The organism is Endozoicomonas sp. ALD040 (assembly GCF_049275945.1).
In the GTDB taxonomy this organism is placed as follows: Bacteria; Pseudomonadota; Gammaproteobacteria; order Pseudomonadales; family Endozoicomonadaceae; genus Endozoicomonas_A.
The window spans coordinates 2,398,479-2,411,717 of sequence record NZ_CP184829.1 but is presented as its reverse complement, the minus strand read 5'-3'; the positions used below and the strand labels follow the sequence as shown (position 1 = coordinate 2,411,717).

Below are 13,239 nucleotides of genomic sequence, written 5' to 3'. Positions count from 1 at the left end.
CATGTTGGTAAGAAAAACTAACAAAAATGCTGCCATGCATTTTCAGTGTTTTTCTCCGCAACCAATGTTAAACAGAACGGATGGATGTTGCTCAGGGCCTATTGAGGAGTGTCATGAATCAAAAGAGGCGACATATATCCTCACAAAGGGGTTCATCTTCCACCCAAAGTTCGGTGATTTTCATGGTATGACTAAGGAAATTGTTCCGATCACTGTCAGCGACGGTCACTACATAGACGCCATCGGCGCTGAAGGTGGCTGATCTGACGCGACCATCGTGGGAAATGGTCGCTTTTACTAACCAGGTTCCATCAAGCATCTGACCACAGATTTTCGCTGTGTAGTCATAACTGGCAGTCAACACATGTCGGCCATCAGTAGTGAAGGCCGCTGAATAGACCCATCCACTATGATAAATGGTCACTTTCTCCTCCCATAATCCATCGTCCTTCAGTCCGTAGATCTTCGCCATACCATCGTCACTGGCAGTCACCAGATGACAGCCATCGGGGCTGAAGGTCGCTGATCTGACCCAATCTTTATGGAAAATAATCTCTTTTTCTTCCCATGATCCATCGGCTTTCAGGCCATAGATTTTCGCCGTTTGATCTGCACTGGCAGTCACCAAATGGCAGTCATCGTGGCTGAAGTTAACTGATAGAATCGAATCATCATGGGAAATGATGCCTTTTTCTTGCCATGACCCATCGTCCTTCTGGCTATAGATTTTCGCAAAATTATCCTTACCGGCAGTCACCACGTGGCGGCTATCGAGGCTGAAGCTGGCTAACTTGACTGAACGATTGTGGCGAATGATGGCTTTTGGTTGCCATGATCCGTCTATCTCCAGGCCATGGACTTTCGCATTGCAATCGCGACTGAGAGTCACAACAAGGCGGCCATTGGCGCTGAAGCTGGCCGACCTGACTGAACTATGGTGGCAAATGATGGCTTTTGGTTGCCATGATCCATCGTCCTCCAGGCCGAAGATTCGCGCTGTCTGATCTCTACCGATCGTCGCCACATAACGACTGTCGGCGCTAAAGGTCGCTGAAACAGAGCAATCCTGATGGAAAATGATGGTTTTTTTTATCCATGCACCATCGGCTTCCAGACCATAGATTCTCGCCTCGCCATCTGCACTGATGGTTACCAAATAGCGACCATCGGAACTGAAGGTGGCTGAAAAGACAGCGTCGTCATGGACAATAACGGCTTTTCGTTCCCATGAACCATCGACCTCTTGACTATAGATAAGCGCTGTACCGTTGTAACTGGAGACTACTACATGGCGGCCATGGGCGCTGAAGCTGGCTGAACATGATGAATGGCAGTTAAGAATGAGGACTTTTGGTTTCCATGATCCATCGGACTCCAGGCCAAAGATTCTCGCCGTGCCGTTACTACTGGCAGTCACCATATGGCGAACATCAGCGCTGAAACTGGCCGATTTGACAAGGCTATCATCTGAAATAGTGGTTTTTGTCGCTAATTTAAAGGTTCTAAATTGAGACTTCCGTTCGGCATTAGTGAAATGAAGCAGAGCAGGTAAATGAGGACTGCTTCGGCGTTGTATGAGTGATTCGATTAAATCTTTATCGTTTATAAACCGCTCCATCCAACAACGGAGCTGATTATCATCTTTTGAAGTGACGATTGTGTTAAATAGAAGCTGGTGTGATGAAGGAAAACGGCGATACCACGCCTTTGCCAACGCATTATCTTCTTGAATCACTTCCCGAAAGTAGGTAGATACCTGTTTTAAACGGGCAATATCTCTAAGCCTCAGACAGCCAATAATTTTCAAATGCGTGTCGACCGACAAATTGAGTAGTGCGGGTTTACTCTCGTCAGATACATTGATGTTTCTGCCCTTACTGACTCCCTTCGGTGCTCGCGCCGATATAGATTCATGAGGTCTCAGGGGAACTGGACTGCCAAGGGTGCCGTTATTATTTACTCTATTCATGCTCGGAATCTTCAAAGTGAGTATTTGTTCTCGATTAGAAAGAAAATTCAAAATTAATGAGGCAATGTAGAGTCGGTCTAAGGATAAAAGTTCATAACATGTTGGTAAGAACAACTAACAAAAATGCTGCCATGCATTTTCAGTGTTTTTCTCCGCAACCAATGATAAGTACCTACCAGTTACTTAAACAGAACGGATGGATGTTGCTCAGGATCTATTGAGGAGTGTCATGAATCATAAGAGGCGACATATATCCTCACACAGGGGTTCATCTTCCACCCAAAGTTCGGTGATTTTCACGGTTCGACGACCATCATGGTCCCAATTATTGTCAGCGACGGTCACTACATAGTCGCCATCGGCGCTGAAGGTCGCTGATCGGACATAACCATCATGGGAAATGGTCGCTTTCACTAACCAGGTTCCATCGAGCATCTGACCACAGATTTTTGCCGCGCCGTCGTCACCGGCAGTTACCACATGTCGGCCATCAGTACTGAAGGCCGCTGAATAGACCCACCCACTATGAGTAATGGTCGCTTTCTCCTCCCATGACCCATCGACCTTCAGGCCGTAGATCTTCGCCATACCATCGTCACTGGCAGTCACCAGATGGCAGCTATCAGGGCTAAAGGTCGCCAATCTAACCCAATCTTCATGGAAAACGGTCTGTTTTTCCTCCCATGACCCATCGGCTTTCAGGCTATAGATTTTCGCCGTTTCATCAGCACTGGCAGTCACCACATGGCAGCTATCAGCACTGAAGTTAAGTGATTGAATCGAACCATTATGGGAAATGATGCCTTTTTCTTCCCACAATCCACAATCCTTCTGACTATAGATTTTTGCAAGGTTATCGTCACCGACAGTCACCACGTGGCGGCTATCGGGGCTGAAGCGAGCTGATGCGACCGCGAGATCATTGGGTAAAGTGGCTTGTTCTTGCCATAATCCGTCTATCTCCCGACCATGGACTTTGGCATTGCGATCGCGACTGACAGTCACCACAAGACGGCTATCGGCGCTGAAGCTGGCTGACCTGACTGAAGTATTATGCCGAATGATGGCTTTTGGTTGCCATGATTCATCGTCCTCCAGGCCGAAGATTTGCGCTGTGTGATCTCTACCGACGGTCGTCACATAGCGACCATCGGCGCTAAAGGTTGCTGATACATAGTGATCCTGATGAAAAATGACGGTTTTTTTTACCCATGCACCATCAGCTTCCAGACCGTAGATTCTCGCCTCGCCATCTGCACTGATGGTTACCAAATAGCGACCATCGGGACTGAAGGTGGCTGAATAGACAGAGTCCTCATGAACAATAACGGCTTTTCGTTCCCATGAACCATCGACCTCTTGACTATAGATACGCGCTGTACCGTTGTAAGTGGAGACTACTAAATGGCGGCCATGGGCGCTGAAGCTGGCTGAACATGATGAATGGCAGTTAAGAATGAGGACTTTTGGTTTCCATGATCCATCGGACTCCAGGCCAAAGATTCTCGCCGTGCCGTTATAACTGGCAGTCACCATATGGCGAACATCAGCGCTGAAACAGGCCGAGTTGACAAGGCCATCATCTGAAATAGTGGTTTTTGTCGCTAACTTAAAGGCTCTAAATTGAGACTTTCGTTCAGCATTAGTGAAATGAAGCAGAGCAGGTAAATGAGGACTGCTTCGGCGTTGTATGAGTGATTCGATTAAATCTTTATCGTTTATAAACCGCTCCATCCAACAACGGAGCTGATCATCGTCTTTAGAAGTGACGATTGTACTAAGTAGAAACTGGTGCCTTGAAGAAAAACGCCGATACCACGCCTTTGCCAGCGAATTATCTTCTTGAATCACTTCTCGAAAGTAGGTAGATACCTGTTTTAAACGGGCAATATCCCTAAGCCTCAAACAGCCAATAATTTGCAAATGTGTGTCGACGGACAAATGGAGCAGTGAAGGTTTACTCTCGTCAGATAGAGTGACATTTCTGCCCTCACTGACCCCAGTTGGTGCTTGCGCCAATGTAGATTGAAAAGGTCTCTGGGGAACTGAACCGCCAACAGTGTTGTTATTATCTGTTCTATTCATACTCGGAGTCTTCGAAGTGAGTATTTGTCCTCGATTAGAAAATATTCAAAATTAACGCTGTGAAGTAAAGTCGGCTTTAGAGTAAAAGTTAAGAACTTCTTGTTAAGAACAACTAACAAAAATGCCACCGGCCCATGCATTTTCTTTGTCTTTCCCCACAACAAATAATGAACAGGCTGGACGGTTGTTGCTCAGGGTCTATCGAGAAGTGCTTCTTGCGCTTCCATCATCAGGATTTCTTCCAGTGCCCGCAAGCCGACAAGGTAGCCAGAATAAGAGGCCGTTATTGCTTGTCTGGGCAGGTCGTGCTGGACAGCAACATCCCCGGCAGTCAGCACGCCGCTCTGACAGGTATGGCTCCAACGGTATTCGTTATCCGGACTCTCGGGCGCTGTTGAGCCAATTCCCAGGCTCTCCGGCGCGTATTCCAGTGTGTTTGCAATGACGCCATCCACCACGATGGAACGGCTGTCAGCCTGAATATGGTAGAGATTTTCTAAAGGCGTCAAGGTAATGGTATCTACGGTTGTTGCAGAAACGGATAACTTGAGAAGCTGCTTATCCAGACTTGTGAGCAGGCTGGATTCATTGTCGGGGACTGGCCAGAAGCCTTTCAATGACTTTCTGTTTCGGGTATCAATGAGAACAACATCAAATCCCGATCGACTGGCATATAAAGCAGCGGTTTTTCCGCCAATCCCTGCGCCAAGAATAGCGACCCTCCTTTTCGGCCAGATACTTTTTGTCACCGTTTTATTCAGCCACTGGGCAGTGGTGGTTCCCCTGGCAGCAGCCATAAGGAGAGTAACAAAGGGGCTATCAACAGAACCCAGTGTCAGTATGCTGCTCTTCATCAAGGGCTGGGACCATGGGGTTTGGTTGAGATCATAACGTTGGATATAGTCCTTGTTATTCAGACAAATATCAGGATACATACTGGATTGAGGTTTCTGTCCGATGGCTGAGAACACGCCAGAAATGGGAAGACTCAGCTTGCGCCTGCCACCCTCAAAACTCAATGTAGTGGCATTTAACAAGCCATCCTGATTGATGTAAACAGACTCCAGATTATGTTCGAAATAGAGAAAAAGAGCCTTCTTTCTTCTCTCCAGTGCATTGTAGAGAAGATCAATCAAGATGCTTTCTGCCTTGAAGCTACTGCCTTGAACGGCCAGATGCACCTTGTTGGCATTGAGGCTGAGCAGGCTGATGGCCTGTTCAATGGCTGAGGCTCCTCCACCCACCACCAGAACATCTTTTTCCGCAAACCTGGGACCATCACAATCGGTACAGGTAAATACTCCGTTGCCTTTGTAGGGCTCCAGAATCGTCGGCAGGTTCGGTTTTGCCCCCGATGCCAATATAACAAGGGGCGCATAATAGACGGAGCGCTCCCCCTGTAAAATCTTCATTTTTCCCTTCAGTTGAGTGGCAACGATATGATCTTCAATGATTTGGACATTAGGACTGCTCCTTGCCTTGTTTTCCATCAACTGTTGCAGGCCTCTCCCTGTGATTGTCAGGCTACCTGGCCAGTTCTCAATAGTACCCGCCCCTTCAAGCTGCCCCTGACTCTTATGACTTTTTATCACCCGTATCCTGACCATTGGGTTGTATCTGGCAATCGTCTGGGCGGCCGTCATGGCTGCAGGCCCACCACCTACGATCACAACTGAAGGCGTCAATGCCCGGAGTGTCGGACTCAGGAGTAAGGTGAAGAGCAGACAGGCTGCTGCCTTATTGATATTTTTAGACTTCATTCTTGAAAGTGTTCAGTAATAAGCAGCTCGTTACAGAGTATTTTTCTTTTAATACCAATCGAACTTTCTAACTCCCTATTGCGCTGAAGATTTGAGCCTTAATCCTGCGTTGGCGATCGCCGTCATAGCTAAGGCTCAAATCTCCACGCTCATCACGGGAGTTAGAAAATACGACTGGTATAACTCTTATTGTTCTTTACCGGCCTGATTCCGATCAAGCTGCCGGATTTCCGGAACGCATGGGAAATAGATCAGGTTACGACTTACTCAGGCCAATGGGTAAAAATAGATCAAATTATTTGTTTGTGAATGCGATTTCCAAAATTTCAGGTCTTTCTCACGCTATTGGAGGGTGTCGCAAAACTCTCTCCAGCGTGGGAACGAGTTGACTCCCGTCATTCCCGGCTTCATTCTCGTCATTCCCGAGAAGGCAGAGATCCACCGTTGGCGCTGGATTCCCGCCTTCGAGGCTGTCGCAAAAGCCTCTCCAGCGTGGGAACGAGTTGACTCCCGTCATTCCAGACTTCATTCTCGCTATTCCCGACTTCATTCTCGTCATTCCCGACTTCATTCTCGTCATTCCCGCGAAGGCGGGAATCCACACTGACTCACCACCAGAACCATCCTGCCCGGTGCCCCCTGGCCTTGTCATCCCTGAGAAGGCGGAGTCCCACTGTTGGGGCTGGATTCCCGCTTTCGCGGGAATGACGACTTCCTTAACAACTCGTTCCCACGCTGGAGCATGGGAACCAGAGTTTTGCGACAGCCTCCTTCGCGGGAATGACGACCTCAGAGCATGGGAACAAGCTGTTGGAGTTTTGCGACACCCTCTATTGCCAGGGACTAAAAGATTAAAAAATAAAAGACCGCGTTAAACCCTGATGCCTGATTGCAACTCTCGCGCTAGTCTTGTAAATCACAGTTTTAAACTATGAGACTGTCAAAAAACTCTAACAATTCGCTCCCACACTCTTGAGTTTTCTAGAGCTTCATTGTCAAAGCTACAGCCAGATTTCTGGCAGCCCTGATCAGGTTTTCTTCTCCTTTCATCAGTGCCTGCTCAAGAGTCACCGCTCCGTGAACTACAGGAAACAAGGCATCGATCCCCTGAGCATAAACGGCCTCTGCCCCTTGCCCAACTGAACCGGCCAATGCCACTACCGGAAGATCCAATGATTTGGCAATACGGGCCACACCCACTGGGGTTTTTCCCTGAGCAGTCTGACCATCAATGCGGCCTTCACCTGTAATGACCAGATTGGCCCCTTTGACTTTTTCAGCCAGGTCAACAGCAGCCATGACGATTTCAATACCCGGCTCCAGCCGGGCATTGAGAAAACCCAGTAATGCCGTCCCCATGCCACCCGCTGCTCCGGCACCCGGCCTGTCACAGACAGAGACACCCAGGTCGCGTTCCATAATCAGGCCATAATGACCAAGGGACTGATCCAGAACTTTGACCATATCGGGTGTTGCTCCCTTTTGCGGACCAAAAATAGCGGAAGCTCCATTGTCACCGGTCAGTGGATTATCAACATCGCAGGCAGCAATAATCTCTACTGATTGCAGGCGCTGATCCAGGTTAGAAGTATCGATCCTGGTCAGGCTTGATAACTGACCACCACCGCGTTGCAACTCCTTGCCCTGGTCGTTCAATAAACGAACCCCCAGAGCTTGCACCATACCGGCACCACCATCATTGGTTGCACTGCCACCGATCCCGACAATTATTTTCTCGACGCCCCTGTCCAGCGCACTCAGGATCAGCTCACCGGTACCCTGTGTGGTCGCAATCATCGGGTCACGGTGATCAGGACTTACCAACTCCAGTCCGGACGCCCTGGCCATTTCAATGACAGCGGTTGTGCCGTCACCCAGTATGCCAAACTCAGCCTGAATCTGATGACCCAGAGGGCCTGTGACGGGCACTTCTATAAAATGTCCACCCGTGGCATCAACCAGTGACTGAAGTGTTCCTTCGCCACCGTCAGCAACAGGTACTTTGACGTACTGTGCATCAGGAAGAATTTCCTTAAAGCCGGTTTCGATCGCAGAGGCTACCTGGGCAGCCGTTAGACACTCTTTAAAGGAATCGGGGGCAATGACAATTTTCATCGGTTTCTACTCTTCCGTGTCAGCCAGTCTTTATGATGCCGCAATACGTAAGTACCTAACCAGTTGGTTTCGCATATTCTGGACGGCGGCTTTTTCCATCCTTCTGCGTTCCAACTCTGGTTGCGTAGCTATGGCTACGCGCCCGTCGTTGCGCCTTGAAGGATGAAAAAATCCACTCGCCAGAATATGCGAAACCAACTGGCCAGGTACTTAGTAGACGTCAGGGCTATTCTGCAACATATATGGAATTACAGGGCTAATTTTTAATAAAATAAGACCTGTGTCTTTTATGTCCGAGTCTGATTCGTGTCCATTGCTTCTCGTTTATTGGTTGTATTTTCCGTTGCTCTGCTTCCTTTTTCTGCCTGGTCTGCACCCGCCAGTTTTTCTCAGGCCAAGCGAGAAGCGGTGAAAATCTATTCCGATCACCTCACCAGTTTTTATTGCGGTTGCGATATAACCGTCCGCGGCAAGAAACTGGTGCCTGACCTGGAATCCTGCGGCTACAAGGTACGAAAACAACCAAACCGTGCTTCAAGGATTGAGTGGGAACATGTTGTACCGGCCTGGGAATTTGGTCATCAGCTCCAGTGCTGGCAGGAAGGGGGCCGTAAGCTCTGTAGAAAGAATCCCGATTTTCGCAAAATGGAATCGGATCTCCACAATCTGGTGCCCGCCATAGGAGAGGTGAATGGCGATCGATCCAACTACCGCTTTGGCTTTCTGCAAGATACGCCCAAAATGTATGGCCAGTGTGACTTTAAAGTCAATTTCAAGGAGCGAAAAGCACAACCACCGATAACAAAACGAGGCAAGATTGCCCGTATCTATCTGTATATGGCAAGCCGTTACGCCTTCAGAATCAGTAAAAGTCAGAAAAAGCTCTATGAGTCCTGGGATCGGCTCTATCCGGCAACCGCCTGGGAAATTGAGCGTAATGCTCGTATTGCCGAGGTTCAGGGCTGGGAGAATCCATACGTTTCAATATATTCAGAGGGATGAATGAGCCCATTCCACTGTCCTATCTGCGATCAGGGTATTATCATATCCCGATTAGCTCATTTTTAAAGCTCCCAAGGTTTATAGAGAATGGAACAGACCTTCATAGGTGATGATGGAATAGAACGTCAGTCACTGAGGGCCTATACAGAAAGCGCATACCTGAATTACTCCATGTATGTCATTCTGGATCGCGCTCTGCCCCACATTGGCGACGGCCTGAAGCCAGTACAACGTCGTATTGTTTATGCGATGAGTGAGCTGGGACTGAAAAATACCGCCAAGTTTAAAAAGTCAGCCCGTACGGTGGGTGATGTTCTGGGTAAATTTCATCCCCATGGCGACTCTGCCTGTTACGAAGCCATGGTATTGATGGCGCAGCCCTTCTCATACCGCTATCCGCTGGTAGATGGTCAGGGTAACTGGGGGTCGCCGGATGACCCCAAGTCTTTTGCCGCCATGCGCTATACCGAGTCCAGACTGACTCGTTATTCTGACGTTCTGCTCAGTGAACTGGCACAGGGCACGGTAGACTGGGTACCTAACTTTGACGGAACACTGGAAGAGCCATCCATCTTGCCTGCCAGATTGCCCAATCTGCTGTTGAACGGTACCACCGGTATCGCGGTGGGTATGGCGACCGACATCCCTCCTCACAACCTGAGAGAAGTCGCAAACGCCTGTATTCATCTGCTGGATCATCCGGGGGCAACCACTGCCGAGCTTGTTGGGCATGTTCAGGGGCCTGACTTCCCCACCGAAGCTGAAATCATCACACCCCGCGAAGAAATTCTGAAGATTTACGAGCAGGGACGAGGCTCTCTGAGAATGAGAGCCGTCTATCAGCAGGAAGGCGGAGAAATCATTGTTACAGCGCTGCCCTATCAAGCTTCCGGAGCCAAAATTCTGGAGCAGGTAGCCGCCCAGATGCAGGCCAAGAAGTTGCCCATGGTCGCAGACCTGAGGGACGAATCAGACCATGAGAATCCTACCCGACTGGTGGTTGTTCCCCGCTCCAACCGTATTGATGTCGATGGTTTGATGAACCATCTGTTTGCCACAACCGATCTCGAGAAGACCTACCGGGTCAATATGAATATGATCGGTGTCGATGGCAAGCCCCAGGTCAAGGCTCTGGATACCCTGCTGAAGGAGTGGCTGGTCTGGAGAACCGACACCGTCAGACGTCGCCTGCAGCACCGTCTGGATAAAGTACTGGCCAGACTTCATATTCTTGAAGGTTTACTGGCAGCCTTCCTGAATATTGATGAAGTCATCGAAATTATTCGCAATGAGGACAAGCCCAGGGAAGTCATAATGACTCGATTTGGCCTCTCCGAGCTTCAGGCCGATGCCATTCTGGAAATCAAGCTGCGCCAGTTAGCCAAACTGGAAGAGATCAAGATCCGTGCTGAACAGGAAGAGCTGGAAAACGAACGCAAAAATCTTGAGCTGACCCTCAGTTCCGAGCGTCGACTGAAAACCCTGGTCAAAAAAGAGATCAAGGCCGATGCAGAAGAGTTTGGTGATGATCGTCGTTCACCCTTGAAGGTTCGACAGGAAGCCCAGGCTCTCTCGGAAACTGACCTGATGACATCTGATCCAGTGACTGTCGTGCTGTCTGAAAAAGGCTGGGTGCGATGTGCCAAAGGACATGAGGTTGACCCCGCCAGTCTCAACTACAAGGCAGGGGATAGATATCGACTGTCTGCCAAGGGCAAGAGTAACCAGTCTTCGGTATTTATAGACTCTACTGGTCGTGCATATTCTATTCTAACTCATACTCTTCCCTCTGCGCGAGGCCAGGGTGAGCCGCTGTCCGGGCGTGTCAATCCACCTTCCGGGGCGACCTTTGAAGGGCTGTGTGTCGGTGACAATGATGACTGTTATTTGCTGGCGAGCGATGCTGGTTATGGCTTTGTCGTTCAGCATTTTGATATGGTCAGCAAGAACAAAGCCGGTAAGGCTCTGCTGACTTTGCCCAAGTATTCCCGGGTCATGTCACCTATACCGGTAACGGGCGAAGACCAGGTGCTGGCTGCCATTACCAACGAAGGGCGTATGCTGATCTTCCCGCTATCTGAATTACCCAAGCTGGCAAGAGGCAAAGGTAACAAGATCATTAATATTCCTGCGGCACGGGCATCGGATCGAATCGAATTGATGGTTCATCTGGCGGTGATGAACTCGAGCGATGCTCTGGTTCTCTACGCCGGCAAACGGCATGTGACTCTGAAACCGGCAGATATTGAGCATTACCACGGAGAGAGAGGTCGCAGAGGCAATAAGCTGCCCCGAGGCTTCCAGAAAGTGGACAGTGTTGAGGTTATTCGGGCGAACAAGGAGGAGGAGGATTGTTAAGCTCGATGCCTGAGTCATCCGGTCACAGGTTTTTATAGCCGTCGCTGACGACCGTTAAAAACCCATGACGGTCTTTGCACCCAGTGACTGCGATCAGCGACTTCTGATCCCACACCCCTTGATGATGAGGTTGCAAAGATGCTCTGTCGCAGCCTCTAAATCCTCATCGGACAGAGCCTCCTTACCAATAACACAGGCTACCTGTGGGCTGTAATCCACATAATATTGGGTGGTAGCCCAGATGGTAAATAACAGGTGCAAAGGGTCGACAGGGTCCATTTTGCCTCGCTCTATCCAAAATTCAATAACTCGTGATTTCTCTTTGATCCATGACTTGAAGTACTCAAAATGTTCTTTAAGATGTTGCCCACCATGAATGATCTCACTGCTGAATATACGGGAAGCGTTGGCGTGAGCCAGACAGTATTGCATTTTTGCCTGTATGTACTGACGAAAGGCTGAAGCCGGATCATCCTCTATGTTCAAGCCGGAAAAAACCGCTTCCCAGAGTTCCATAATATGGCCAAGAACAGCACCATACAGATCGACCTTGCTGTTGAAGTAATAATGAATATTGGCTTTTGGCAACCCGGCTCTGGTTGCAATATCCCTGATTGAAGCTCCTTTGAAGCCACTAAGAACGAATTCGTCCTCTGCAGCTTGCAATATGACCTTAATATTTTTCTGGCGCACACGACTGCTTCTCACAGCCGTCTGCTGAACTTTGGCAGCGGAAGATTGCATAAAATCTCCGTATATTGATTGGGTGTTATGACGATCGACTATGAATATAGACAAGAGTTGCGCAATTACCATTCGTTGCACATAAATTACGGCAGTGTTTTTTATTACTGTGCTAATGGGTCAGGGTTTATATTTGCAATTCAGAAGGGTAGCAAGATTTGTGACGATATTATTTTCTTGGTGCGTAGTCAAAAACGTCAGAGTGCAGGTTTTTTTCCGGGAATCCGTCTCCAATCATTACGTCATATGTCGCATAAACCATTTGTGGTGAGCCACTGATATAGGTCTGACAATCGAGCAGCTTTTCGCGATCGACCAGAATCGCTTCATACAGCAGCCCATGGCGCCCACACCAGTCATCTTCATGATGGGTTTCACTGACTACCGGATGATAATGAACGCCCTGGCCAGACCATTGCACAGGGAGGTTGGGCAGATAGAAGTCTGCAGGTGTTCTGGCTCCCCAGTAAAGATGCATCTCACCGTGATGATGGTGACGCAGGCAATACTCAATCATGCTTTTCATTTGGGAGAAGCCGGTTCCGGCGGCAACGAAAAGCAGGGGCTGCTGTTTGTCGATTGAGTCAGGGAGATGGCAATTCCCTAGAGGCAAACTGACGTTCAGCACACCTTCTTTTATTTCCCGAAAGAGCTGTTGAGAGTTTGGACTGCCTTTCAGCTGTTGAATATGCAGCTCCAGATGCTGCTGGTTTTTTTGCGGCGCTGAAGCAATAGAAAAACAATTGTTTTCATTATTCTGAAGGTGAACAACAAGATACTGACCCGGATAATAGCCAGGAAAGCAGTCTGACTCAGCAGTCAGTTTGATACGGTAAATGTCGGAACTGAGAAGCTGAGTATCGGCAACTGAGCACCGCAGCCTGGAAGACTCGCTTATCTGCACAATACCTCCCTCCCGAATATCACAGCCAGCAGGAATGCCCGGGGTTTCCCTGATGACCGTATTAAGAAGTAACTCTCTAGCAGCCTGTCTGCCCTACTCGGCAACTGCTCCTGCGTTGCTCTAGCTCCTGCATCCGTGCAGTCGTGCGGTTGCGATAAATTGGTCTAAAAATTCCTGCCTCTTCGTCAAATAGCCCCGCTATTCTCCTCAGAAGCAGAAATTTTTATCCTCAATTTCTCGCAATCCTCGCTACGGGCGCTTGAGTCCGACAGGCTGCTAGGAGCCTGACCGAGAATAGACTG

The 13,239-nt window shown here is 48.9% G+C and carries 10 protein-coding genes; 3 read left to right on the top strand and 7 right to left on the bottom strand.

Annotated features, from left to right (window positions below; genetic code table 11):
• Positions 1–118 precede the first annotated feature (118 nt).
• From ACOJUN_RS08285 to ACOJUN_RS08270, 4 genes are all read right to left on the bottom strand, one after another.
• Positions 119–1,969 carry a WD40 repeat domain-containing protein gene (locus ACOJUN_RS08285; protein WP_422136181.1) on the bottom strand — a complete coding sequence of 617 codons (1,851 nt, stop codon included), beginning with the start codon at positions 1,967–1,969 and terminating at the stop codon, positions 119–121.
• Between the two features lie 234 nt (positions 1,970–2,203).
• Positions 2,204–4,054 (bottom strand): F-box/WD repeat-containing protein, encoded by a 1,851-nt coding sequence (locus ACOJUN_RS08280; RefSeq protein WP_422136180.1) that lies wholly within the window; start codon positions 4,052–4,054, stop codon positions 2,204–2,206.
• Positions 4,055–4,245: 191 nt separating this feature from the next.
• The gene (locus ACOJUN_RS08275) at positions 4,246–5,814 is read right to left on the bottom strand and encodes an FAD-dependent oxidoreductase (protein WP_422136179.1); all 1,569 of its coding nucleotides are present in this window, start codon (positions 5,812–5,814) and stop codon (positions 4,246–4,248) included.
• A gap of 337 nt (positions 5,815–6,151) precedes the next feature.
• Entirely contained in the window at positions 6,152–6,331 is a 180-nt protein-coding gene (locus tag ACOJUN_RS08270) for a hypothetical protein (protein ID WP_422136178.1), read from the bottom strand.
• Here ACOJUN_RS08270 and ACOJUN_RS08265 point away from each other — a divergent pair.
• A complete protein-coding gene (locus tag ACOJUN_RS08265; RefSeq protein WP_422136177.1) occupies positions 6,318–6,689 on the top strand; it encodes a hypothetical protein in 372 nt (123 codons plus the stop codon). The genes ACOJUN_RS08270 and ACOJUN_RS08265 overlap by 14 nt on opposite strands.
• 106 nt (positions 6,690–6,795) lie before the next feature.
• Here the strand turns inward: ACOJUN_RS08265 and ACOJUN_RS08260 are convergent, their stop codons facing one another.
• On the bottom strand, positions 6,796–7,929 hold the full coding sequence (locus ACOJUN_RS08260) for a glycerate kinase (protein WP_422136176.1): 1,134 nt from the start codon (positions 7,927–7,929) through the stop codon (positions 6,796–6,798).
• A 306-nt stretch (positions 7,930–8,235) separates the two neighbouring features.
• Between ACOJUN_RS08260 and ACOJUN_RS08255 the strand changes: the two genes are divergently transcribed.
• Both ACOJUN_RS08255 and parC read left to right on the top strand, forming a co-directional pair.
• Positions 8,236–8,931: an endonuclease gene (locus tag ACOJUN_RS08255; protein WP_422136175.1), complete on the top strand. Its 696-nt coding sequence runs from the start codon at positions 8,236–8,238 to the stop codon at positions 8,929–8,931.
• Positions 8,932–9,018: 87 nt separating this feature from the next.
• On the top strand, positions 9,019–11,289 hold the full coding sequence (parC, locus tag ACOJUN_RS08250; protein WP_422136174.1) for a DNA topoisomerase IV subunit A: 2,271 nt from the start codon (positions 9,019–9,021) through the stop codon (positions 11,287–11,289).
• A 93-nt stretch (positions 11,290–11,382) separates the two neighbouring features.
• Here the strand turns inward: parC and ACOJUN_RS08245 are convergent, their stop codons facing one another.
• Together ACOJUN_RS08245 and ACOJUN_RS08240 are read right to left on the bottom strand one after the other, a co-directional pair.
• Positions 11,383–12,033, bottom strand: a complete 651-nt coding sequence (locus ACOJUN_RS08245; protein ID WP_422136173.1) for a TetR/AcrR family transcriptional regulator — start codon at positions 12,031–12,033, stop codon at positions 11,383–11,385.
• Positions 12,034–12,202: 169 nt separating this feature from the next.
• Positions 12,203–12,937, bottom strand: a complete 735-nt coding sequence (locus ACOJUN_RS08240) for an NAD(P)H-flavin reductase (protein ID WP_422136172.1) — start codon at positions 12,935–12,937, stop codon at positions 12,203–12,205.
• Positions 12,938–13,239: the final 302 nt, after the last annotated feature.

What these genes read in the sequence shown, in the direction of transcription:
- parC (WP_422136174.1), top strand. Translation starts at nt 9,019, where the DNA reads ATGGAACAGACCTTCATAGGTGATGATGGAATAGAACGTCAGTCACTG.
- ACOJUN_RS08275 (WP_422136179.1), bottom strand. Translation starts at nt 5,814, where the DNA reads ATGAAGTCTAAAAATATCAATAAGGCAGCAGCCTGTCTGCTCTTCACC.
- ACOJUN_RS08280 (WP_422136180.1), bottom strand. Translation starts at nt 4,054, where the DNA reads ATGAATAGAACAGATAATAACAACACTGTTGGCGGTTCAGTTCCCCAG.
- ACOJUN_RS08245 (WP_422136173.1), bottom strand. Translation starts at nt 12,033, where the DNA reads ATGCAATCTTCCGCTGCCAAAGTTCAGCAGACGGCTGTGAGAAGCAGT.
- ACOJUN_RS08260 (WP_422136176.1), bottom strand. Translation starts at nt 7,929, where the DNA reads ATGAAAATTGTCATTGCCCCCGATTCCTTTAAAGAGTGTCTAACGGCT.
- ACOJUN_RS08285 (WP_422136181.1), bottom strand. Translation starts at nt 1,969, where the DNA reads ATGAATAGAGTAAATAATAACGGCACCCTTGGCAGTCCAGTTCCCCTG.
- ACOJUN_RS08270 (WP_422136178.1), bottom strand. Translation starts at nt 6,331, where the DNA reads ATGACGGGAGTCAACTCGTTCCCACGCTGGAGAGGCTTTTGCGACAGC.